The organism is Aeromonas tecta (genome assembly GCF_000820185.1).
GTDB classification, from domain to species: domain Bacteria; phylum Pseudomonadota; class Gammaproteobacteria; order Enterobacterales; family Aeromonadaceae; genus Aeromonas; species Aeromonas tecta.
Genome location: NZ_CDCA01000036.1, coordinates 264,667 through 286,133, shown reverse-complemented (window position 1 = coordinate 286,133; position 21,467 = coordinate 264,667). Strand labels below are relative to the sequence as shown.

Below are 21,467 nucleotides of genomic sequence, written 5' to 3'. Positions count from 1 at the left end.
TCGCAGGATAGAAATATGGCCAGAGAATTCAGCCGGACCAACAGGGTCGGGCAGCAGATCCAGCGCGAAATCGCGCTGATCTTGCAGCGTGAGGTCAAGGACCCGCGCATCGGCATGGTAACCGTCTCCGACGTGGAAGTGTCCAAGGACCTTAACTACGCCAAGGTATATGTCACCTTCTTGCAGCTCGAGAACGACGAGGAGCGCATCAAGGAAGGGCTCAAGGGCCTGACCGAAGCCGCCGGTTACATCCGCAGCCTGCTCGGCAGCGCCATGCGTCTGCGCGTGGTGCCCGAGCTGCGCTTCTATTATGACCAGACCCTGGTCGAGGGGATGCGCATCTCCAACCTGGTGTCCAACACCGTGCGTGACGACAAGCGTCGCATGGCCGAAGCCGGCCGTGAGGAAGAGCAAGCCGCACCGGATGATACTACTGAGGATAAAGCCTGAGATGTCTCGTAGACGCCGTTTCAAGGGTCGTGACGTACACGGCATCTTGCTGCTGGACAAGCCGACCGGCCTGACTTCCAACGATGTGTTGCAGAAGGTCAAGCGTATCTATAACGCCGCCAAGGCCGGTCACACCGGTGCCCTGGATCCGCTGGCGACCGGTATGCTGCCGATCTGCCTCGGTGAGGCCACCAAATTCTCCCAGTATCTGCTGGAAGCGGACAAGCGCTATGAGGTGACCGCCAAGCTGGGCGAGCGCACCAACACCAGCGACTCCGACGGCGAGGTGGTCTCCACCCGTCCGGTGAACGTGGCCGTGGGTACCCTGATCGAGTCACTGGACCAGTTCCGTGGCCCGATCATGCAGGTGCCGTCCATGTACTCCGCCCTCAAGCACAACGGCCGTCCGCTCTATGAGTACGCCCGTGAAGGCATCGAGATCGAGCGTGAAGCCCGTCCGATCACCGTGTTCGAGCTCAAATTGCTGAGCTTCGAAGGGGACGAGGTTCGTCTCGAGGTGCATTGCAGCAAGGGCACCTACATCCGCTCCCTGGTGGACGATCTGGGCGAAGTGCTGGGCTGTGGCGCACACGTTACCCAGCTGCGCCGCACCCAGGTGGCCAATTATCCCTATGAGCGGATGCTGACCCTGGATCAGCTCGAGTGCATCTTCGAGCAGACCAAGGCCGAGAGTATTCCGCCGCGCGAGCAGCTGGATCCCTTGTTGCTGCCGATGGATACCGCCGTGGCAGCCCTGCCCGAGGTGAACATGCTGACGGCGGTGGCCGCCTATGTGAACCAGGGTCAGGCCGTGCAGGTGGCTGGTGCGCCGCAAAGTGGCCAGGTCCGCATGACGGTCGGCCCGGAGCGTGAGTTCATCGGGGTTGGCGAGATCGACGACGAAGGGCGGGTCGCCCCCAAGCGTCTGGTGCGCTATCACGACGATCGCGACGAGGAGTGATCCTCAGGCGGTATCGGGACAAGTTTCCCATCGCGCGTCTTTCTCGTTGCGAATAGTGACGGGTGCGATTATGATACCGCCCTCATTTCACGGCTGAATTAGAGATTGGCTGTGAACCTTTAAACACTCTACTTGGAGTAATACCATGTCTCTAAATGCTGAGATCAAAGCTTCCATCGTTGCTGACAACGCTCGTTGTGCCAACGACACTGGCTCCCCCGAAGTGCAGGTTGCCCTGCTGACTGCCCAGATCAACCATCTGCAAGGTCACTTCAAAGAGCACGCTAAAGATCACCACGGTCGTCGCGGTCTGCTGCGCATGGTTTCCCAGCGTCGTAAGCTGCTGGACTACCTGAAGCGTAAAGACGTTCAGCGTTACGCTGCTCTGATCGCCAAGCTGGGTCTGCGTCGTTAATCGACCATCAGATTTCGCGAAAAAGGGGAACCTCAGGGTTCCCCTTTTTTATTGGCCGTTTGGGCGGTGCGACAAGCCGTTGCCTGCCTCACAGAATTCGTGTCTCCGCTTACCTTTTGGTTCGAATCAAGTATACTTGCACGCGAATTTAAAGAGCCAAATTGTAAAAAGGAAATTCACGTGAATCCTATTGTAAAGTCATTCCAGTACGGTCAACACACCGTTACCCTGGAAACCGGTGTGATGGCCCGTCAAGCCACTGCGGCCGTCATGGTCAGCATGGACGATACCTGCGTATTTGTGACCGTCGTTGGCAAGAAAGAGGCCGATCACGGCCGTGATTTCTTCCCGCTGACCGTCAACTACCAGGAGCGTACCTATGCTGCTGGTCGTATCCCGGGTGGTTTCTTCCGTCGTGAAGGCCGTCCGAGCGAAGGCGAGACCCTGATCTCCCGTCTGATCGACCGTCCTATTCGTCCGCTGTTCCCGGAAGGCTTCCTCAATGAGGTTCAGGTGGTTGCCACCGTCATGTCCGTGAACCCGGCCGTGTCTCCTGACATCGTTGCCATGATCGGTGCCTCTGCGGCACTGGCCATCTCCGGCATCCCGTTCGGCGGCCCGATTGCTGCTGCCCGCGTGGGTTACATGAACGGTCAGTATGTATTGAATCCGACCACCACCGAACTGCCGCAGAGCGATCTGGACCTGGTGGTTGCCGGTACCGCCAACGCGGTGCTGATGGTGGAATCCGAAGCGGCCATCCTGTCTGAAGAGACCATGCTGGGCGCCGTCGTCTATGGCCACGAGCAGATGCAAGTGGTGATCAACGCCATCAACGAATTCGCTGCCGCCGTGGGTACCCAGCCGTGGGATTGGACTCCGCCTGCCGTCAACGAAGCCCTGAAGGCCAAGATTGCCGAGCTGGCGACTGCCGAACTGGGTGAAGCCTATCGCATCACCGAGAAGGCCGTGCGTTACGCCGCCATCGGTGCCATCAAATCCCGTGTGGTTGAGCAAGTCATCGCCTCCGGCGTGGAAGAAGATGCCAAGAAGATCGGCGAAGAGTTCCACAGCCTGGAAAGCCGCATCGTCCGTGGCCGTGTGGTCCGTGGCGAGCCGCGCATCGATGGTCGCGATCCGGAAATGATCCGCGCCCTGTCCGTCGGCACCGGCATCCTGCCGCGCGCTCACGGCTCCGCCCTGTTCACCCGTGGCGAGACTCAGGCTATCGTGGTTGCGACTCTGGGTACCGAGCGTGACGCCCAGAACATCGACGAGCTGGCCGGCCACCGCGCCGACCGCTTCATGCTGCACTACAACTTCCCGCCGTATTGCGTCGGTGAAACCGGCATGATGGGTAGCCCGAAGCGTCGTGAAATCGGTCACGGTCGTCTGGCCAAGCGCGGCGTTGCTGCCGTGATGCCGAGCGCCGCCGAGTTCCCGTACGTGGTGCGTGTGGTATCTGAAATCACCGAATCCAACGGCTCTTCCTCCATGGCCTCCGTCTGTGGTTCCTCCCTGGCGCTGATGGACGCGGGTGTGCCGATCAAGGCCTCCGTTGCCGGTATCGCCATGGGTCTGGTGAAGGAAGAAGAAGGTTTCGTCGTGCTGTCCGACATCCTGGGTGACGAAGATCACCTGGGCGACATGGACTTCAAGGTGGCCGGTACTACCCAGGGTATCACCGCGCTGCAGATGGACATCAAGATCGAAGGCATCACCAAAGAGATCATGGAGATTGCCCTCAAGCAAGCTCGTGGCGCTCGCCTGCACATCCTGAAGGTCATGGACGAAGCCATCCAGGCGCCGCGTAGCGAGATCTCCGATTTCGCCCCGCGCATCCACACCATCAAGATCAATCCTGAGAAGATCAAGGACGTGATCGGCAAGGGGGGTTCCGTGATCCGTGCCCTGACCGAAGAGACCGGCACCAACATCGAGCTGGATGATGACGGTACCGTCCGCATCTCCGCCGTTGCCAACGAAGCCGCCATGGAAGCCATTCGTCGTATCGAGGCCATCACCGCCGAGATCGAAGTGAACCGCATCTATGAAGGCAAGGTTGTGCGTCTGGCCGACTTCGGTGCCTTCGTCAACATCCTGCCGGGTAAAGACGGTCTGGTACACATCTCCCAGATCACCGATGCCCGCGTGCAGAACGTGGCCGACTTCCTGAAGATCGGTGACGTGGTGAAGGTGAAGGTACTGGAAGTGGATCGTCAAGGCCGTGTGCGTCTCTCCATCAAGGAAGCGAATGCACCGACCGAAGCCGCCGCTCCGGTTGCCGACGTGGCCGTTGCCGCCGTCGAAGAGCCGACTGCCGAATAAGGCTGCCGCTCTGTGAAAAAGCCGACCTCAGGGTCGGCTTTTTTTATGCCTCATTTTCTTCGTAAGAGGGTTGTGGCAGCAAGATGGGTTGTTCCAGCCGGCGCCAATTGCTATAAGGGACGACTCGCCTCGTCGCTGTCAAAAGGAATTGCAGTATGTCATGGGCCTATCTCAGGCAATTTCCCCCGCTGGTCTGGATCGTGATCCTGGGCACCTTTATGGTGCGCACCACTTTCTTTATGGTTTGGCCCTTTCTCTCCATTCTGCTCTACCGTGATTACGGTCTGTCGGCGACGCTGATTGGTCTCATCCTGGGGTCCACCGCGGCCGTCTCCACCCTGGTCAGCTTCTATGGGGGCTGGCTGTCGGATAAGTGGGGGCGGCGCAACATACTGTTGTTTGGCTGCCTGGTGTCGGCCTTGAGCGTCAGCCTGCTCGGGCTCTCCCATCAGGTGTTCTGGCTGGCGTTCGGGGTGATAGGCAGTGGACTCTCCTACGGGCTCATCGATTCACCGGGTAAAGCGCTAATGGCCGATAGCCTGGCCGAGCCCAAGGCGCGCGAACTGGCGCTGCACCTGCGTTACTTTCTGCTCAATCTGGGCGCGGCCATCGGCCCCTTGCTCGGTGTCAGCTATGGTCTGAGCGCGCGGCAGGAGACCTTCCTGTTGCTCAGCGCCAGCTATCTGTTGCTCGGCCTTGTTTTCATGTTCGGTTTTCGACTCGCGGGAGCTCAGGCAAGCAGTGCCGCTGGCCCCGGCATGCGCGCCGTGCTGCGCGTGCTCTGGCAAGATAGGAGCTTCCTGTTGCTGACGATGGCCAACATGCTGCTGATGCTGGTCTATGCCCAATTTGAGTCACCGCTCATTCAGTATCTGACCCGGGCGGGGACCCCGGAGGTGGAGCACCTCATCGGTTGGCTGGTGGCGACCAATGCGCTGACTATAGTGATCCTGCAGTTCCCACTGCTGCACCTGACCGCCAACTGGCCCATCAAGCGCCGACTGCAGCTCGGGGTCGCCTTCTTCCTCAGCGCCCAGCTGCAATTCGCGCTCGGGGATACCGCCATTTGGTGGCACTGGATAGTGGCGGTGATCCTGCTCAGCATCGGCGAGTGCATCCTGTTCCCGCTGCTCAACGTGCTGGTCGATCAGATGGCGCCGGAGCACCTCAAAGGCAGCTACTTCGGGGCGGCCTCCATATCCGGGCTCGGGATCGCCATCGGCGCGCTACTGGGGGGCTGGATCCTGGCCAACTGGGGGGGCAGTTGGCTCTATGGCTGCATGGCGCTGCTCTGTCTGGCCATACTGCAGCTCTACGGATGGGGTGCCAAGGCCCCGCGACCGTCCCAGGTTCGAGCCGGCACCGAGGCCTGAGCCCTAGAAGGTCAGCACCTTGTCGGCGGCCAGGGTCCACTGGGCCAGCAGCGGCAGGGTGCCGATCTCGATGCCCTCGATGAGGGGCAGAGCCGTGACGCCGCGGGCGTCGGTGCAGGTCTTGCACAGTCGAATGAGGGTGCCTTGCGCCAGCAGGATCTCCAGCATCTGGCGCAGGTTATAGCCCTCGACTGGCGCCTGGCCTGCCAGCGCAGCGCCGACGGCGTCGGACATCAGGAACAACTTGAGGATGACATTACCCTGCTCGTTGAGGGCAATCCCCAAGCGCAGGGCATTGAACAGGGACTCGCTGCCGTAGGGGGCCCCGTTGGCGATGATGACGATCTGTTGCTTCATGTGAGACTCCATGATGAAAGCCGTTATTGTAGCCTTATCCGATAGGGGCGGGCGTGATGTTGCGCAAACCCTGTCGTACCATTTGAGCCTTCGGCTTGACCCTGAGGGATGAGTCAGGTCTGATAGGCGGCCATCCAATATGACAGGATCATGAGGTCGTTATGTGGAAGATTGTCGGAATTGGTATGCTGCTGTTGGCCGGTCAGGCCTATGGTAGTGAAGCAGTTGGCTGCAAGGCACAACATCAGGCGGTGACGGATCAGCTGGTCTTCGCCAAGGCGCATAATAACGCCGATCAGGTGGCTGGGCTGGAGCAGGCCCTGCGCAATATCGAGGCACACTGCACCGATGCCGGGCTAATCAAGGAGCAACAAGAGAAGGTGGCCAAGCAGAAAGAAGAGGTGGAGGAACGCCTTGCCGATCTGCAGAGCGCGCGGGTCTCGGGCAAGCCGGACAAGATCGCCAAGAAGCAGGCCAAGCTGGAAGAGTCGCAAGCCGAACTGCTGGAAGCCCAGCGCAAGCTTGAGGCACTGCAGAAGCTGGTCAAACCCTGAGGGGCCAGCAGCACAAATATAAAAAGCCGGACATTGTCCGGCTTTTTATTGCTTGAAGATGCGGCCCTGTGCCGCAGGCCTTAGCTGTTACTGCCTGTGCATTAGCACAAACTTGTCCATCAGCTGCTCTTCGGTCTCCACCTGCTTGGGATCCCGGGAAATGCAGCCCATGAACATCAGGTGCTTATCGCGCCGTTACTGCCTGTGCATCAACACAAACTTGTCCATCAGCTGCTCTTCGGTTTCCACGTGAGCGGGATCCCAGATGATGCAGTCGATAGGACAGACGCTGATGCAGGTCGGCTTCTCATAGTGGCCGACGCATTCGGTGCAGCGATCCGGGTCTATCTCGTAGATCTTGGCCCCCAGGGTGATGGCCTGGTTCGGACACTCCGGATCGCACATGTCACAGTTGATGCATTTGCTGGTGATGAGCAGCGCCATCTCAAGCCGCCGAGTGCGGCTGACGGGTGTCCTGACGATCGCCAAGGTTGCGCAGCAGTATGCCGTAGTTGATGTCGATCTCTTTCGGGACCGGCACATAGACCACGTGACCGTTGCCCGGCGCGGTGTCGATGAGCTCGCCCTTGCGGTTCTGCATCTGCTCCAGGTTGAAGCTGACGTTGCCCTGCGGGGTCATCAGCTCCAGGCTGTTGCCCACCAGGAACTTGTTCTTCACTTCCACTTCCACCATGTCGCCCTGACGGCCGGTGATCTCGCCGACGAATTGCTGGGTGTCGGAGACGGAGTAGCCGTAGTCGTAGTTCTGGTACTCGCTGTGGTTGTGACGACGCAGGAAGCCCTCGGTGTAACCACGGTGGGCCAGGTTCTCGAGGGTGCCCATCAGGGTCGGATCAAACGGACGACCGGCGACCGCATCGTCGATGGCCTTGCGATAGACCTGGGCGGTACGGGCGCAGTAGTAGAAGGACTTGGTACGGCCTTCGATCTTGAGGGAATGCACGCCCATCTTGGTCAGGCGCTCGACGTGCTCGACGGCGCGCAGGTCCTTGGAGTTCATGATGTAGGTGCCGTGCTCGTCCTCGAACGCGGTCATGTATTCACCGGGACGGTTGGACTCTTCCAGCAACACCAGCGCATCGGAAGGTTTACCGAGCCCCAGGGTGTTGTCCGGACGCACGGCGATGGGCTCCTGACGGTGGACAATCTGGCCCACGTCATCTTCCTTGCCCTCGTGCACCTTGTACTCCCAGCGGCAGGAGTTGGTGCAGGTACCCTGGTTGGGGTCGCGCTTGTTGATGTAGCCAGAGAGCAGGCAGCGGCCGGAGTAGGCCATGCACAGGGCGCCATGGACGAAGACTTCCAGCTCCATCTCCGGCACCTGCATGCGGATCTCTTCGATCTCGTCGAGAGACAGTTCGCGGGACAGGATGGCGCGGGTCAGGCCCATCTGATGCCAGAACTTCACCGTGGCCCAGTTGACCGCGTTGGCTTGTACCGACAGGTGGATAGGCATGTCCGGGAATGCTTCACGCATCATCATGATGAGACCGGGGTCGGACATGATCAGCGCGTCCGGCTTCATGTCCACCACCGGGCGCATGTCGCGGATGAAGGTCTTCAATTTGGAGTTGTGGGGCTGGATGTTGGCCACCACGTAGAACTGCTTGCCGAGGGCGTGAGCCTCGTTGATGCCGAGCTGCAGGTTCTCGTGATCGAACTCATTGTTACGCACCCGCAGGCTATAGCGCGGCTGGCCGGCATAGACGGCATCGGCGCCATAGGCGTAGGCGTAACGCATATTCTTGAGGGTCCCGGCAGGGGAGAGCAATTCTGGTCTGAACATGTTGGACTCTTTATATCTGATTGCAAATCAGGACGACGCCACCTGATGGCGCCGTATAGGAATATCACTGGTGCAAGAGGCTACTCCCTGTGCGACCGCCCGAGGATGGAACCTCAGTGGCGCAATAGGGTGCTCAAGGCACTGCCACCCGCTGGTGATACATTGAGAGTGCGGAGCGCACTCAATGCCCCTCCACCCGATGGTGATACATCGAGAGTGCGGAGCGTACTCAATGCCCCTCCACCCGATGGTGATATATGGGGTGCGAGATTGTACTCGCCCCTCCCGCATCATGCAATTTGAGCCGCTTCGGCAGAGTGATAAAATCTGTTCATTTTACGCTCAGCTTGCCGATGTTAGCGTGTCAGCAACTCGGCGCAGGAGATAGTTGGGCGATAAATAGATCTTTTCCTCTAAAAAGCCCATCTCCAAGTTGAAATTTTGTCCGACTCGGGAAAGAATGCGCGCTCGGTATTGGCCTCGGACGTGAGCGAGTCGCTACCAGGACAGACCGAGGATGAGCGGGCCTTCGGCCAACAGGTACTGGAAACCACACAGGAATTTTATGAACCCCCTTCGCATTGCCGCTTCGGCCCTTTTTTGCACTCTGACCCTGGTCAGCCAGCAGGCCGCAGCCGTTGAATACGCGCTGCCTGCCGCCAACAGCCGCCTGATTGGTGAGAACCAGGAGTACGTAGTGCCCGCGGACAATCGCCCGCTGGAGCAGATCGCCTCCGACTTCCAGTTGGGTCTGACCAACATCATGGAAGCGAACCCGGGTGTCGACCCTTATCTGCCGACTCCGGGCAGCAAGCTGGTCATTCCTCACCAGCTGATCCTGCCGAATGCGCCGCGCGAAGGGATTGTCATCAACGTGGCCGAGATGCGTCTGTACTACTACCCGAAAGGCCAGAACGTGGTGCAGGTACTGCCCATCGGTATCGGCCAGCTGGGGGTCAATACCCCGGAAAACTGGATCACCAAGGTCGAACGCAAGCGCGCCAACCCGACCTGGACCCCGACCGAGAACATCCGTCGTCGCTACGCCGCCCAGGGCAAGACCCTGCCTGCGGTCTGGCCGGCCGGCCCGGATAACCCCATGGGCCTGCACGCGCTCTACATCGGCAACCTCTACGCCATCCACGGCACCAACGCCACTTTCGGCATCGGTCTGCGGGTGAGCAGCGGCTGTGTGCGTCTACGCGCCGATGACATCAAGTACCTGTTCGACAAGGTGCCGGTCGGTACGCGCGTCCAGTTCGTCAACCAGCCGGTGAAGTCCACCGTCGAGCCGGATGGTGGTCGCTACATGGAAGTTCATGAGCCGCTGTCTCGCAACGAAGCGGAGTTCAACTCCACCGAATCCGTGCCCTTGCCCATGACCCCGGCCATCACCCGCTTTATCGCCCATATGGACAGTGACTCCAATGTGGTCAAGCAGGTGCTGGAACAGCGTACCGGCATGCCGACACGCCTCAACCCGCAGGCCTGATAGCCTTAGCGGTAGAGAAACAACAACGGCGACCTCAGGGTCGCCGTTGTTGTTTCTGACGCGGCTCAAGCGGCAGGTGGTGCGTAGAGCGCGAGGCGATTGCCCTCGGTGTCTTCGATGATGACCCGGGAGCCGTGGCCGCTGCCGATGCTGTGCAGGGGCTCGAGCACCTTGCCGCCGAGCCGGGGCACCATCCGCTCGGCCTCTCTTAGCCTGTCCCCGAGGGAGAGATAGATGAGGGGACCAGTGCCGCCCGGCTGATGATATTCATCCATGGGGCCGAGGCAGGCCGCCGCGTTGTTGCCATCGTGGCGCAGCATGGCAAAGCGGATCTCTTCTTGTACCGGCGTTACCTCTATATCGAGCAGGGCCGCGTAGAAGGCCATGGCGCGATCCAGATCCCGGGTCGGAATGTCGGCCCAAACCAGGGTGTTGTCCATCTTGGTGTTCTCCAGCAATGTCCGGCCGATGCGACCGGTGGCTCTTAGAGGTTAGGAGTGGCGGCCAAGGGGCGCCATCAATGAAAAAGCGGCGCCTGATGGCGCCGCTTATGGAGATGAGACGAGGGGGTTTGTACTGCTGCTTACCAGCGATGTTCAAGCCACCAAGCCGGATGGGTGGAGGAGTATAGAAGCCCCTGAGTCTGGGATCACTTCACTTGCCAGCAATGCTCAGACCACCAAACCGGATAAGCGGCGCATAGAAGCCCTTGCCATCGTCGTGGTGCAACTGGTTGCCGACTGCTTCGAGCTCCCCCAACAGACGGTAGAAGTTGCCTGCCACAGTGATGCCGCGCACCGGTTGAACGCGCACGCCATCCCGGCACAGGAAGCCGGAGGCGCCAAATGAGAAGTCGCCGCTCACCGCATCGGCGCCCGAGTGCAGCCCGTCGAGCTTGACCAGCTCCAGATACTCACTCGCCTTGACCTCGGCCTCAGTGTGAGGGCCAGTGCCAAATACCAGATGACGGGGGGCCACATCCAGTGCCGCGCGGGCACTGCGCGCCGCGGCGCCATTGCTGGCCACGTCGAAGTGGTGGGCGCTGGCACTGTTGTGCAGCAGGGTCTTGAGTTCCCCTTCACCGATCAGCAGCAAGTCCTGGGTAGGGGCCCCTTCACCGTCGAATCCCTTGATGCGCATGCCGCCCGGCATATATACCCGGCTCTCCAGGCTGAGCCAGCGGGAGGCCACGTGCTGGCCGACCTTGTCACGCCAGGGGTTGATCCCCTGCTGGGCCCACTTGCCCGACAGCGCGGCCTGGAAGCAACCAAACAGGCTGGCCAGGCAGTTAAGGGTGAAGATGGCGCTGTAGCGACCGCTCGGTACGGCTTCCCCCATCAGCAGCGCATCGGTCAGGCGGTAGGTCTGCTCGATGAGAGGATCGCTGCCGAGCTCGTCGAAGCGGCGCGCATATTGTCCCTGATAGTGCATGGATTGGCGGCCATGGCGCTCGATCAGCGCCGATGTGTGGCAACCGAGGCTGAACTCCCCATGCTGGCAGAAGCTGCCCTGGCTGTTGGCGAGCCAGAGCCGACTCTCCCCTTCGAAGAAGCCGTTGTAGGGGGCGCCGGTCACATCGGGCAGGGCCAGCATGTCCGCCTCTAAACGAAGGGCCAGGGCAATCTTCTCCTCCACCGGGGTGTTGTCGGGCTGACTTATCTCGGCGCAGTCAGTGCTGAGACGACTGTGGGTCACCCGGATGGCCTGATCCGCGTCCAGCTTGGCGAAACGGCTGGCATCCAGCGCATCCTGCAACATGGCATCGAGGGCCGCGTCGTCCAGGGATTCCGAGTAGGCGATGCCGATCCGGCCATCCTTAATGAGGCGAATGCCGATCTGCTGACTGCTGGTGACCTTGTATTCACCAAGCTCGCCCTTGTCGGCCTTGAGGGAGAAGGCCTTGTCCTGATTGGCGATAAGATCCGCCTCGGCGCCAAGATCGGCGACCTGGTTGAGCAGGCGGTTGAGCAGGTGATGCATATCGAGTTGGCTCATCAGGCGTTTCCTCCGACCAGAATGCTGTCGACTTTGAGCTGCGGCTGGCCGACGGAGGTCGGGATGGAGCCGGAGACCGAGCCGCACATGCCGGCGGCGATACTGAGATCGCGGCCGACCATGGAGATCTCTTTCAATACCTGAGGCCCTGTGCCGATCAGGGTGGCTGACTTGAGTGGCCGGGTTATCTTGCCCCCCTCGATGAGATAGGCCTCTTGCACGTTGAAGTTGAACTCGCCGGTGCCGGGTTGCACCGAGCCGCCTCCCATCCGCTTGGCATAGATGCCGCGCTCTACCGTGGCCAGCATCTCATCGAGAGAATGGTTTCCCGGCTCGATAAAGGTGTTGCGCATGCGCGAGGCGGGGGCGAATTTGTAGGATTCACGCCGGCCTGAGCCGGTGCGGGCATAGCCGGTCTTCAGCGCCCCCATGCGATCGACCAGGAAACCGGTCAGTACCCCATCCTTGATCAGCTGGGTGTGCTGGGTCGCCATGCCCTCGTCATCGACGTTGATGGAGCCCCAGGCGTTGCCTTGCAGGCCTTCGTCCACCGCGCTGACCACGGGATTGGCGATGAGCTGGCCCATCTTGTCGTGGAATACCGAGGCCTTCTTGGCCACCGAGGTGGTCTCCAGCAGGTGGCCACAGGCCTCGTGGAAGATGACGCCGCCAAAACCGCCCTCCAGGATGACCGGCAGCTTGCCGCTTGGGCAGGGGGCCGCGCCGAGTTTCACCAGTGCCTGGCGGGTGGCACTGAGTGCCAGCTCGCGTGGGTCGATGAGGGCCGCGTGCTCCCAGCCCATCAGGGCGCCTGGGGCCTCATAGCCCATGCTCTGCTCGCTCCCTTCTTGGGCGATGGCCTGGGCCATGATGCGGTTGTAGTGGCGACGATCGCTCACCTGCAGCCCTTCACTGTTGAAGATCTCCACCTCCTGCTCCCAGCCAAGCGCATTGGCGGAGAACTGGCTCACCTTGCTGCTCTCGGCGCGGGCCGCCGCGTCCATGGCGTGCAGGTAGGCAATCTTCTGCTCCAGCAGCTTGTCTGCCGACAGCGGCAGGGCGATGGGGTGATGGTCGGTGAGGCGAGTGAAATCGAAGGCGGTGGTGGTCACCACAGGGTCACGCCTGTCTTTGGCCGCCAGCAGGCTCACGATGCGCAGCAGCTCGTTGCGATCGGCCAGGTTGGTGTAGCCGTAGAGCACCTTGTGGCCGTAGCACAGCCGCACGCCTATGCCGAAATCGAGGCCGCCGCTGATGGCTTCTATCTGGCTGGAAAGCAGACCGAGCTGGCTGCGCCGCTTGCGCTCCACGAACAGCTCGGCGAAGTCGGCGCCAAGGGCCAGCGCGTGATCGAGCACATCGCGGGCAATGGTGGGGGGCAGCAGGGAGAATGGGGTCATAGCATATCCTTTTCTGGTCTGAGCCTGTTGACGGCCGCCCCCGGCACCGAGGGTGACTGGGGACGGTTTCATTGTTACAGACCCGTGCAAAAAAGTCGTCATGGCGTCATGCAATGATACCGATTGAGGCAATCGGCTCGAGATCTGAACCCAAGTGCTCAGCGCGGCTAGCCGCAAACCAGGGTCAGAGCAGCTCGTGGATCTCGCTCAGGATCTGATCGACCCACTGTTCGATGCGAGGCTCGGTCTGGTCGTACTGGTTGGCGTCATCGAGGGCCAGGCCGACGAAGTGGCAACCATAGTCGAACAGGCATCAGAGCAGTTCGTGGATCTCGCTCAGGATCTGATCGACCCACTGCTCGATGCGAGGCTCGGTCTGGTCGTACTGGTTGGCGTCATCGAGGGCCAGGCCGACGAAGTGACGACCATCGTCGATCAGTGCCTTGGAGGCATCGAACTCGTAGCCTTCATTGGGCCAGTAACCCACCAGTTTGACGCCTTTTGGCACCAGCTGATCGTGCAACAGGCCCAGGGCATCCTGGTACCACTCGCCGTAGCCGAGCTGATCGCCCATGCCGAACAGGGCGATGATACGGCCTTCCAGCTCGACGCCCGCAATGTCGTCCCAACGGGACTCCCAGTCTTCCTGCAGCTCACCGAAATCCCAGGTGGAGATGCCGAGGATCAGGATGTCGTACTCCTGCATGTGGGCGAGGGGCACATCCTTGATGTTGTGGAGATCGACCAGCTCGGGGCCGATGAGGGCGCGGATCTTCTCGGCAGCCATCTCGGTGTAACAGGTGGTAGAGCCGTAAAACAAACCTATCTTCATCGCTCTTCTCTCGATCGCGGTGGGTAACAATGTGCTGGGCAACATAGGGGAGGGGCCAGTCTAGCAGATTGGCCGGAGCCCTTCACGGGGCAAGCGCTCCTGATGGTGCATCCCGCTGTGCCTGGTGGCACGGGCCCGCTACAATGAGTCTCCGTTTGCCGAAGACTCAAGCCTTATGACCAAGCCAGCGCCCGCCGTGCACGACCATCCCCTGATCGAACCCTTCCTCGATGCTCTCTGGCTGGAGCGGGGACTCTCTGACAACACGGTCAGCTCCTATCGCACCGATCTGGAGAAGTTTGCCTTATGGCTCGACAAGGAGGGCAGCTCCCTGCTGTTGGCGGGCATGGACGATATCCAGCACTACCTCGCCTGGCGGGTCGATCAGCAGTTTGCCGCCAGCTCCACGGCCCGCTTCCTCTCCGCTCTGCGCCGTTTCTATCAGTATCTTAACCGCGAAAAGCTGCGTAGCGACGACCCCACCGTGCTGCTCGAGGGCCCCAAGCTGCCCAAGAAGCTGCCTTCCGACTTGAGTGAGGCCGAGGTGGAGGCGTTGCTGGCGGCGCCCCTGGTCGATGATCCGCTGGAGCTGCGAGACAAGGCAATGCTGGAGCTGCTCTATGCCACCGGCCTGCGTGTCTCCGAGCTGGTGGGCCTCACCGCCGAGCATGTCAGCCTGCGCCAGGGGTTGGTGCGGGTGGTGGGCAAGGGCAACAAGGAGCGACTGGTGCCCATGGGGGAGGAGGCCGTCTACTGGCTGGAGCGTTACTACCGGGAGGCGCGCACCCTGCTGCTCGGCGGTACCAGCTCGGATGTGGTGTTCCCCTCCAAGCAGGCCAGGATGATGACCCGCCAGACCTTCTGGCATCGGATCAAGCTCTACGCCATGCGGGCGGGCGTTGCCGGAGAGCTCTCTCCCCATACCCTGCGCCATGCTTTTGCCACCCACCTGCTCAACCACGGCGCCGATCTGCGGGTGGTGCAGATGCTGCTGGGGCATGCGGATCTCTCCACCACCCAGATCTACACCCATGTGGCGAACGAGCGGCTCAAGACGCTGCACGGCGAGCACCACCCCCGCGCCTGATGCCGACAACAAAAAACCGCCAGCAGGCGGTTTTTTTCAAGCACACGACAGGAGTTGGCGCTTATTTTCCCTGCTGGGATTTGAGCAGATCGCGGATCTCGCTCAGCAGTTCCTGATCCTTGGTGGGGCCGGCGGGGGCTGCGGCCTCTTCCTGCTTCTTCTTGAGGGTGTTGATGGCTTTGAGCCCCATGAAGATGGCAAAAGAGATGATCAGGAAGTCGATGATGGTCTGGATGAACTTGCCGTAGGCGATGACCACGGCCGGCGTGGTCCCCTCGGCGGCCTTCAGGGTCACGGCCAGATCGCTGAAGTCCACACCCCCCAGGATCAGACCAATTGGCGGCATGATCACGTCACCCACGAAGGAGGAGACGATCTTGCCGAAGGCGGCACCAATGATGATACCGACCGCCATGTCGATGACGTTGCCTCTGGCCGCAAAGGCCTTGAACTCTTGAATCAGACTCATTTTCCCCTCCAAAAATGGGTTGGGAGCGGCCGCTACCGCCCCTCGATTTGAATAATAAAACATCAGGAAAACAGAGGGATGACCATCGTGTCTCCTGCAGTCCCGTTTAGCTTGCGGGGCATCGGCCCAATTGGCAACCTGCGGGAATAGGAATTTTTTGCATCCGGCACTATTAATCAGTCTGTAATTTATGATTTGAGACGCGATTGTCACTGGTTTACCGTATAAAACCTCTCGTTCATGCCAGGTGGGTAAAATAGTGAAGCATTTACTACTGGGAATGATGGTGTTGTGCGCCTTTGTCGCCAACGCGGGGATGGATCCTCAACAACTGAAACAGACCATAGCCCAGCGACTCGGCATGGAGGTGTTTCTGGTGGATGAGACCCCGCTGCCGGGTCTCTTCCTGCTGGGCACGGCCCAGGGGCTGATCTACAGCGATGCCAAGGGTGACTATGTGTTGCAGGGCTCGATGCTGGATCTTGGCCATGACATGAAGAACCTCACCGTGCTGGGCCAGCAGCGCCAGCGCCGACTGGCCCTGTCCCAGATAGGCGCGGCGCGGATGCAGCTCAAGGCGCCCCACGAGCGTCATCAGATCACCCTGTTTACCGCACTGGATTGTCGCCAGTGCCGCCCCGCGCTGGCAGAGCTGCCGCAACTGCAGGCCCTGGGGGTGAGTGTGCAGTTACTGCCCCTGGCTGGCACCTTCGAGGAGCTGGCGGATGTGCAGGCGCACTGGTGCTCGCCGGAGCTGCTCAGTGAACTCAGTCTCAGTGATCGTTTGCCAGCGGCCGACTGTAATGAGATCCTTGCCCATCATATCGGCCTGAGCCAATGGCTCGGGATCAAGGCGTCACCAAGCTGGGTCCTGCCAAACGGGGATCTGGTGCGGGGTTACCGAAGCCCTGAACAACTGCTCATGCTACTGGATCATATCGATGTCCCTGCAAATTCGTCGTCGCCCACGGGTGGATGATTCCCATCTTCCCGCCACTCTTCATCCGTTGTTGCGCCAGATCTTCGCCAGTCGCGGGGTCGAGGATCCCGCCCTGCTCGAGCGCAGCGCCAGCCTGCTGTTGCCGCCCCAGCGGCTGTTTGGCATGGAGCAGGCGGTGCCGCTGCTGGCCGCCGCGCTGACCGCCCAGAAACGCATCCTCATCGTCGGGGATTTTGACTGCGACGGCGCCACCAGCTCGGCGCTGTGCGTATTGGCGCTGCGCGCCATGGGGGGGCAGAGCATCGACTTTTTGGTGCCGAACCGTTTCGAATTCGGTTATGGCCTCACCCCGGAGATCGTCGCGCTGGCGGTGGCTCGCGGCGCCGAGTTCCTGATCACCGTGGATAACGGCATCTCCAGCATCGCCGGTGTCGCCGCCGCCAAGGCCGCCGGCATGCAGGTACTGGTCACCGATCATCACCTGCCGGGCCATGAGCTGCCTGACGCCGATGCGATAGTGAACCCTAACCAGCGTGGCTGCGATTTTCCCTCGAAATCCCTGGCCGGGGTGGGGGTCGCCTTCTACCTGATGGCGGCGCTCAACACCCATCTGCGCCAGGCGGGCTGGTTTGAACGCATGGGGATCCGCGCCCCCAATGTGGCGGATTATCTCGATCTGGTGGCGCTTGGCACCGTCGCCGACGTGGTGGCGCTCGATGGCAACAACCGCATCCTGGTGCATCAGGGGCTGCAGCGGATCCGGGCCGGGCGTTGCCGCCCCGGTATCCAGGCGCTGGTGGATGTGTCGGGCCGCGATGGCCGCCGGCTGTGCGCCGCCGATCTCGGCTTCGCGCTCGGTCCGCGCCTCAATGCAGTCGGGCGGCTTGATGACATGTCCCTCGGGGTCGCCTGCTTGCTGTGCGACGACATCAATCTGGCGCGCACGCTGGCCGCCGAGATGGACAGCCTCAACCAGGAACGCAAGGAGATAGAGCAGGGCATGCAGCAGGAGGCGCTCGCCACCCTGGAGCAGATCCGTTCTCGTGACGGCGAGGTGCCGTCCGGCATAGTGCTGCACCGAGACGAGTGGCATCAGGGGGTAGTCGGGCTGGTGGCCTCCAAGATCAAGGAGAAGTACTACAGGCCGGTGATCGCCTTCGCCGAGAGCAGCGACACCGAGCTCAAGGGCTCGGGGCGTTCCATCCCGGGCGTACACCTGCGCGATGCGCTGGAATTGCTCGATACCCGCCACCCAGATCTGATGGGCAAGTTCGGTGGCCATGCCATGGCCGCCGGGCTGACCCTGCCCAAGGCCAATATCGAGGCGTTTGGCCGCGCGTTCGAGGCCGTCATCACCGAGCTGGTGACCCCTGAGCTGTTGACCGGGGTGCTGCTCACCGATGGCGAGTTGCTGCCCGACGAGCTGAGCCTGGAGCTCGCCGAGCTTATCCGTGCCTCCGGCCCCTGGGGTCAGGCCTTCCCTGAGCCGCTGTTTGACGGCGAGTTCGTGCTGGTACAGCAGCGGCTGGTGGGGGAGAAGCACTTGAAGATGATGCTGACCACGGATTCCGGCCACGCGGTGGATGCCATCGCCTTCGGGGTCGATCTCAAGCGCTGGCCCGATGCCTCGGTCAAGCGGGTGCGGCTGGTCTATCGGCTCGATGTGAACGAGTGGCGCGGCAACCGCAGCGTGCAACTGCTGGTGGAGCATCTGGAAGCCGCCGGCCTCTAGTCCTGCTCTTTAAACGTCACGCAAGCCAACGGCCACCCTCGGGTGGCCGTTTTGTTATGGGGAAATGCAAAGAGGAGAGTTGACCTGTCTATAGCTTTACAGTTTAAGCTCTCCTTCATCGGGTCAACTGACGACCCGCACCACGAGTGGTTGCCATGAAAATATCCGAACTGGCCCGTCGCTGCGGCCTCGCTCGCTCCACCCTGCTCTATTACGAGAAGCTGGGGGTGATCGAAGGGGTGCGGGCCGCCAACGGCTATCGCCACTACGACGAGGCCGATCTGCAGCGGCTGCAGATGGTGCAGGCGCTGCAGGCCGGCGGCCTCAGCCTCAAACAGTGTCTCGCCTGCCTGGCTGGCGAGATAGACAAGGCCGAGTTGCGGGCACGAGTGGAGGAGCTAGACATTGAGATCAGCCGCATGCGGCGGGCGCGGGATCTGCTGGCGGATCTGGCGGGCATGAGCCCTGAGTCAGGTGATGCATTCAAGGACTGGCAGTTGCAGTTGCAGCGCGAGGCACCGCAAGCCTATTTCGACTGGGTGATGAGACAGGGCTTTAGCGAAAAGGATCGCTATCAGCTGCAGTGGCTCAGTAAGGATATGAACGAGCACGAGCGCTATGTCAGCGATTTCAAACAGTTGCTGGATGGCATGAGTCACTGGGGGCCGGGGGATCGCGCCTTTACCCAGCAGCAGTTCGAGGCCCTCGCCATGACCCCCAACCGCATCCTCGACATCGGCTGCGGACGTGGCGCCGCCACCCTGGCGTTGGCTCAGGTATGCGACGCCCCCATCCTGGCCATCGATCTCGATGAGAGTGCGCTGGCCGCCGTCGAGCGCTCGGCCAAGGCTGCGGGGTATGAGCAGGTCAGCACCCTGTGCGCCAACATGGCGGCCTTGCCCATGGAACTTGCGCCGGTCGATCTTATCTGGGCCGAGGGGAGCGCCTACGTGATGGGCTTTGCCGAGGCACTGACGGCCTGGCGGCCCTTGTTGAGTGCTCCCCACGGCATCTTGATGGTCAGCGAGCTGGTGTGGCTGAGCGACGCGCCCCCGGCCGAGGCCAGGGCATTCTGGTGGCAGGGGTATCCCGGCATGCAGACCCTGGATGCCTTGCTCGAAACCATCAAGGCCAGGGGTTATGAGTGTCTCTCCCATACCCTGCTGCCAGAGCGGGCGTGGCACAACTATCTGGACCCCATAGAGGGCAATCTGGCGCGCCTCGAAGGTGAGCTGGGAGACTCGGCGGCTTTGCGGGACTTAAGCCGCGAGCTCGCCATCCACCGCCAGTATCTCGGCCACTATGGCTATGTGATGTGCTGCCTGCGGGCAGCCTGAATCGATACCAACAGGAGACAACATGAATATGCTTATTCGCCCCGAAACCCATGCCGACAGCGACGCCATCGAGGCGCTGACCATCGCCGCCTTCCTGGAGGCGCCCCACACCGATCACAACGAGCAGCTGATCATCCGTGACCTGCGCAAGGCGGGGGCCCTCCGCCATTCGCTGGTGGCGGAGCAAGATGGAGTCATCGTCGGCCACCTCTGCTTCTCGCCGGTGACCATCAGCGATGGGAGCGAGGGCTGGTACGGGCTGGGCCCCATTGCGGTGTCCCCCGCCCTGCAGGGCAAGGGAGTGGGCTCCCGGTTGATGGAGGCGGGGCTGGCCGCCCTCAAGGCGGCGGGTGCTGCTGGCTGCGTGGTGCTGGGGGATCCCGGCTTCTACGGTCGCTTCGGGTTTATCGCCGATGCCAATCTGCGACTGCCGGGCGTGCCAGCTGAATACTTCATGGCCCAGCCCTTCGGTGCCACCCGCGCCAGTGGCGAGGTGAGCTACCACCCTGCCTTCAATCAGGCCTGAGGGAAATCGCTGCCCGGGGGAGTCATGACTCCCCCGGTTCAATGGAGTGATTAACGGCTGACAGGGTGGTGCAAGGCAGTGTTTCGTATCGAAACGGGTTAATAACGGGCTGTCTAAATTCAATAAAGGGGGGGATTGTGATACATTCAACCCCGTTTTATCTGTTTCCCTCCTGAGGAATCTGACTCCTTGCCATCCCCTGGCCGGTTACGCATCGGGTTGATGTCTTTTGGCATCGCCTGCATCCTGTGGCTTGTCGCCTCTGTTGCGGCAGGGATCAGTGCATCCGTTCATCCCGCCTTTGCAGAGTCGTCGGTGGCGATGCAACTGCATGTCTCGCCCGCCAGCAGGCTGGCCGATGGCATTGGTCTGCCACCGGGTGGTCAATGGCGGCTCAGCTTCGAGCAGGGGCGGCGGTTGGAGGGCGAAGCCAAGCCCCACTTCTACCAGGTGCTGCTGGCCTGGTTTCAGACCGACATTCTCGGTCTGCTCAGCGGCTTGCTGTTCTTCCTGCCCCTCATCTATCTCAGGCAGATCCCTGCCTATTTTGGTCAGCTTCACCGCCACCGGTTGAGTTGCCACCATCTGCAATTTCGCTTCTGCCACGGTGACTCGCGCCCGGCTTGCCGTTAAGCGCGCGTCCGACCTGCACCCGTCTCCTCGTTAATCCGAGTCAGCAGCCCTGCCCATTGCAAGAGGCTGGCGGCCATCCGAGTGCATCGCCGCGCGTTGTCACCCCGTCCCCACTGCGCTTTACCGCTCGGGACGGGTCTGTCTGCGTAACCTGTGAGCCGACCCGATGGAATATTATGTAAACCTGTTTATCCAGTCGATTTTTGTCGAAAACCTGGCCCTGGCCTTCTTTCTGGGCATGTGTACCTTTTTGGCCGTATCCAAGAACATCAACACCGCCTTTGGCCTCGGCATGACGGTGCTGGTGGTGATGAGCATCGCCATTCCCCTCAACAACTTGATCTACCGTCATATCTTGCGCCCGGACAGCACCTTCTTCGGGGACTTTGACTTGAGCTTCCTCGACTTCATCATCTACATCGGCGTGCTGGCGGCCTTGGTGCAGGTGATGGAAATGGTGCTCGACAAGCACTTCCCGGCGCTCTATCACGCGCTGGGCATCTATCTGCCGCTGCTGACGGTGCACTGCGCCATCTTCGGCGGGGTCATCTTCATGGCCCAGCGCGATTACGACTTCATCGAATCCGTGGTCTACGGGGTGGGCTCCGGTCTGGGCTGGTTGTTGGCCATCGTCGCCATCGCCGGTCTGCGCCAGAAGATGAAATATTCGGATGTGCCAGAGGGGCTGAGGGGGATTGGCATCACCTTCATCGTGGCCGGGCTGATGTCGCTGGGCTTCATGTCCTTCTCCGGCATGTCGCTCTAATCCTTGCGCAGCC

The 21,467-nt window shown here is 61.2% G+C and carries 22 protein-coding genes; 14 read left to right on the top strand and 8 right to left on the bottom strand.

The genetic code is table 11. The features are described 5' to 3' along the window. The first annotated feature begins 15 nt into the window (after positions 1-15). The 5 genes from rbfA (at position 16) to BN1137_RS16280 (ending at position 5,527) form a co-directional block, all read left to right on the top strand. The gene (gene rbfA / locus BN1137_RS16300) at positions 16-450 is read left to right on the top strand and encodes a 30S ribosome-binding factor RbfA (RefSeq protein WP_050719602.1); all 435 of its coding nucleotides are present in this window, start codon (positions 16-18) and stop codon (positions 448-450) included. Position 451: 1 nt separating this feature from the next. Beyond that, the gene (gene truB / locus BN1137_RS16295) at positions 452-1,411 is read left to right on the top strand and encodes a tRNA pseudouridine(55) synthase TruB (RefSeq protein ID WP_050719601.1); all 960 of its coding nucleotides are present in this window, start codon (positions 452-454) and stop codon (positions 1,409-1,411) included. Between the two features lie 145 nt (positions 1,412-1,556). Next, positions 1,557-1,826 (top strand): 30S ribosomal protein S15, encoded by a 270-nt coding sequence (gene rpsO / locus BN1137_RS16290; protein WP_005317514.1) that lies wholly within the window; start codon positions 1,557-1,559, stop codon positions 1,824-1,826. Positions 1,827-2,006: 180 nt separating this feature from the next. Next, the gene (gene pnp, locus BN1137_RS16285) at positions 2,007-4,154 is read left to right on the top strand and encodes a polyribonucleotide nucleotidyltransferase (protein WP_050719600.1); all 2,148 of its coding nucleotides are present in this window, start codon (positions 2,007-2,009) and stop codon (positions 4,152-4,154) included. Between the two features lie 155 nt (positions 4,155-4,309). Further along, on the top strand, positions 4,310-5,527 hold the full coding sequence (locus BN1137_RS16280; RefSeq protein ID WP_050719599.1) for an MDR family MFS transporter: 1,218 nt from the start codon (positions 4,310-4,312) through the stop codon (positions 5,525-5,527). A 3-nt stretch (positions 5,528-5,530) separates the two neighbouring features. Here the strand turns inward: BN1137_RS16280 and BN1137_RS16275 are convergent, their stop codons facing one another. Continuing rightward, on the bottom strand, positions 5,531-5,884 hold the full coding sequence (locus BN1137_RS16275) for a DsrE/DsrF/TusD sulfur relay family protein (RefSeq protein WP_050719598.1): 354 nt from the start codon (positions 5,882-5,884) through the stop codon (positions 5,531-5,533). Positions 5,885-6,045: 161 nt separating this feature from the next. Here BN1137_RS16275 and BN1137_RS16270 point away from each other — a divergent pair, with 161 nt between their 5' ends. After that, positions 6,046-6,438 carry a DUF1090 domain-containing protein gene (locus BN1137_RS16270; RefSeq protein ID WP_050719597.1) on the top strand — a complete coding sequence of 131 codons (393 nt, stop codon included), beginning with the start codon at positions 6,046-6,048 and terminating at the stop codon, positions 6,436-6,438. Positions 6,439-6,633: 195 nt separating this feature from the next. Here BN1137_RS16270 and BN1137_RS16265 read toward each other — a convergent pair whose 3' ends face one another. Continuing rightward, positions 6,634-6,882, bottom strand: coding sequence for a YfhL family 4Fe-4S dicluster ferredoxin (locus BN1137_RS16265; protein WP_042644099.1), 249 nt, complete (start codon positions 6,880-6,882; stop codon positions 6,634-6,636). Position 6,883: 1 nt separating this feature from the next. Next, entirely contained in the window at positions 6,884-8,245 is a 1,362-nt protein-coding gene (trhP, locus tag BN1137_RS16260; protein WP_033130937.1) for a prephenate-dependent tRNA uridine(34) hydroxylase TrhP, read from the bottom strand. 565 nt (positions 8,246-8,810) lie between these two features. Between trhP and BN1137_RS16255 the strand changes: the two genes are divergently transcribed. Continuing rightward, the gene (locus tag BN1137_RS16255; protein WP_050719596.1) at positions 8,811-9,737 is read left to right on the top strand and encodes a L,D-transpeptidase family protein; all 927 of its coding nucleotides are present in this window, start codon (positions 8,811-8,813) and stop codon (positions 9,735-9,737) included. A gap of 65 nt (positions 9,738-9,802) precedes the next feature. On the opposite strand, the gene BN1137_RS16250 is transcribed toward BN1137_RS16255, so the two are convergent. The 4 genes from BN1137_RS16250 to fldB form a co-directional block, all read right to left on the bottom strand. Further along, positions 9,803-10,177 (bottom strand): VOC family protein, encoded by a 375-nt coding sequence (locus BN1137_RS16250; protein ID WP_157433794.1) that lies wholly within the window; start codon positions 10,175-10,177, stop codon positions 9,803-9,805. Positions 10,178-10,391: 214 nt separating this feature from the next. After that, positions 10,392-11,732: a TldD/PmbA family protein gene (locus BN1137_RS16245; RefSeq protein ID WP_050719594.1), complete on the bottom strand. Its 1,341-nt coding sequence runs from the start codon at positions 11,730-11,732 to the stop codon at positions 10,392-10,394. Continuing rightward, positions 11,732-13,132: a TldD/PmbA family protein gene (locus BN1137_RS16240; protein WP_050719593.1), complete on the bottom strand. Its 1,401-nt coding sequence runs from the start codon at positions 13,130-13,132 to the stop codon at positions 11,732-11,734. The genes BN1137_RS16245 and BN1137_RS16240 overlap by 1 nt, the downstream gene beginning before the upstream one ends. Positions 13,133-13,445: 313 nt before the next feature. Beyond that, positions 13,446-13,964, bottom strand: a complete 519-nt coding sequence (fldB, locus tag BN1137_RS16235) for a flavodoxin FldB (RefSeq protein WP_050719592.1) — start codon at positions 13,962-13,964, stop codon at positions 13,446-13,448. Between the two features lie 175 nt (positions 13,965-14,139). Between fldB and xerD the strand changes: the two genes are divergently transcribed. After that, a complete protein-coding gene (xerD, locus tag BN1137_RS16230) occupies positions 14,140-15,051 on the top strand; it encodes a site-specific tyrosine recombinase XerD (RefSeq protein WP_050719591.1) in 912 nt (303 codons plus the stop codon). 61 nt (positions 15,052-15,112) lie between these two features. Here xerD and mscL read toward each other — a convergent pair whose 3' ends face one another. Next, positions 15,113-15,520, bottom strand: a complete 408-nt coding sequence (gene mscL, locus BN1137_RS16225; protein ID WP_042867528.1) for a large-conductance mechanosensitive channel protein MscL — start codon at positions 15,518-15,520, stop codon at positions 15,113-15,115. A 259-nt stretch (positions 15,521-15,779) separates the two neighbouring features. On the opposite strand from mscL, the gene BN1137_RS16220 reads away from it, so the two are divergent. From BN1137_RS16220 to nqrE, 6 genes are all read left to right on the top strand, one after another. Beyond that, the gene (locus BN1137_RS16220; protein ID WP_050719590.1) at positions 15,780-16,499 is read left to right on the top strand and encodes a disulfide isomerase DsbC N-terminal domain-containing protein; all 720 of its coding nucleotides are present in this window, start codon (positions 15,780-15,782) and stop codon (positions 16,497-16,499) included. Continuing rightward, complete coding sequence (gene recJ / locus BN1137_RS16215) at positions 16,462-18,192, top strand: single-stranded-DNA-specific exonuclease RecJ (RefSeq protein ID WP_050719589.1); 1,731 nt, start codon at positions 16,462-16,464, stop codon at positions 18,190-18,192. The genes BN1137_RS16220 and recJ overlap by 38 nt, the downstream gene beginning before the upstream one ends. A gap of 155 nt (positions 18,193-18,347) precedes the next feature. After that, the gene (locus BN1137_RS16210) at positions 18,348-19,529 is read left to right on the top strand and encodes a MerR family transcriptional regulator (protein WP_050719588.1); all 1,182 of its coding nucleotides are present in this window, start codon (positions 18,348-18,350) and stop codon (positions 19,527-19,529) included. A 22-nt stretch (positions 19,530-19,551) separates the two neighbouring features. After that, entirely contained in the window at positions 19,552-20,055 is a 504-nt protein-coding gene (locus BN1137_RS16205; protein WP_050719587.1) for a GNAT family N-acetyltransferase, read from the top strand. Between the two features lie 222 nt (positions 20,056-20,277). Further along, the gene (locus BN1137_RS16200; protein ID WP_050719586.1) at positions 20,278-20,688 is read left to right on the top strand and encodes a hypothetical protein; all 411 of its coding nucleotides are present in this window, start codon (positions 20,278-20,280) and stop codon (positions 20,686-20,688) included. Positions 20,689-20,854: 166 nt separating this feature from the next. Next, positions 20,855-21,454: an NADH:ubiquinone reductase (Na(+)-transporting) subunit E gene (gene nqrE / locus BN1137_RS16195; protein WP_050719585.1), complete on the top strand. Its 600-nt coding sequence runs from the start codon at positions 20,855-20,857 to the stop codon at positions 21,452-21,454. Positions 21,455-21,467: the final 13 nt, after the last annotated feature.

Bases quoted from the DNA above. Each gene is read 5' to 3' on its own strand.
- BN1137_RS16200 (WP_050719586.1), top strand. From the start codon at position 20,278: ATGTCTTTTGGCATCGCCTGCATCCTGTGGCTTGTCGCCTCTGTTGCG.
- BN1137_RS16240 (WP_050719593.1), bottom strand. From the start codon at position 13,132: ATGACCCCATTCTCCCTGCTGCCCCCCACCATTGCCCGCGATGTGCTC.
- xerD (WP_050719591.1), top strand. From the start codon at position 14,140: ATGACCAAGCCAGCGCCCGCCGTGCACGACCATCCCCTGATCGAACCC.
- BN1137_RS16275 (WP_050719598.1), bottom strand. From the start codon at position 5,884: ATGAAGCAACAGATCGTCATCATCGCCAACGGGGCCCCCTACGGCAGC.
- BN1137_RS16255 (WP_050719596.1), top strand. From the start codon at position 8,811: ATGAACCCCCTTCGCATTGCCGCTTCGGCCCTTTTTTGCACTCTGACC.
- trhP (WP_033130937.1), bottom strand. From the start codon at position 8,245: ATGTTCAGACCAGAATTGCTCTCCCCTGCCGGGACCCTCAAGAATATG.
- nqrE (WP_050719585.1), top strand. From the start codon at position 20,855: ATGGAATATTATGTAAACCTGTTTATCCAGTCGATTTTTGTCGAAAAC.
- BN1137_RS16205 (WP_050719587.1), top strand. From the start codon at position 19,552: ATGAATATGCTTATTCGCCCCGAAACCCATGCCGACAGCGACGCCATC.
- BN1137_RS16270 (WP_050719597.1), top strand. From the start codon at position 6,046: ATGTGGAAGATTGTCGGAATTGGTATGCTGCTGTTGGCCGGTCAGGCC.
- BN1137_RS16250 (WP_157433794.1), bottom strand. From the start codon at position 10,177: ATGGACAACACCCTGGTTTGGGCCGACATTCCGACCCGGGATCTGGAT.
- fldB (WP_050719592.1), bottom strand. From the start codon at position 13,964: ATGAAGATAGGTTTGTTTTACGGCTCTACCACCTGTTACACCGAGATG.
- BN1137_RS16245 (WP_050719594.1), bottom strand. From the start codon at position 11,732: ATGAGCCAACTCGATATGCATCACCTGCTCAACCGCCTGCTCAACCAG.
- BN1137_RS16280 (WP_050719599.1), top strand. From the start codon at position 4,310: ATGTCATGGGCCTATCTCAGGCAATTTCCCCCGCTGGTCTGGATCGTG.
- recJ (WP_050719589.1), top strand. From the start codon at position 16,462: ATGTCCCTGCAAATTCGTCGTCGCCCACGGGTGGATGATTCCCATCTT.
- BN1137_RS16210 (WP_050719588.1), top strand. From the start codon at position 18,348: ATGAAAATATCCGAACTGGCCCGTCGCTGCGGCCTCGCTCGCTCCACC.
- BN1137_RS16265 (WP_042644099.1), bottom strand. From the start codon at position 6,882: ATGGCGCTGCTCATCACCAGCAAATGCATCAACTGTGACATGTGCGAT.
- rpsO (WP_005317514.1), top strand. From the start codon at position 1,557: ATGTCTCTAAATGCTGAGATCAAAGCTTCCATCGTTGCTGACAACGCT.
- rbfA (WP_050719602.1), top strand. From the start codon at position 16: ATGGCCAGAGAATTCAGCCGGACCAACAGGGTCGGGCAGCAGATCCAG.
- truB (WP_050719601.1), top strand. From the start codon at position 452: ATGTCTCGTAGACGCCGTTTCAAGGGTCGTGACGTACACGGCATCTTG.
- mscL (WP_042867528.1), bottom strand. From the start codon at position 15,520: ATGAGTCTGATTCAAGAGTTCAAGGCCTTTGCGGCCAGAGGCAACGTC.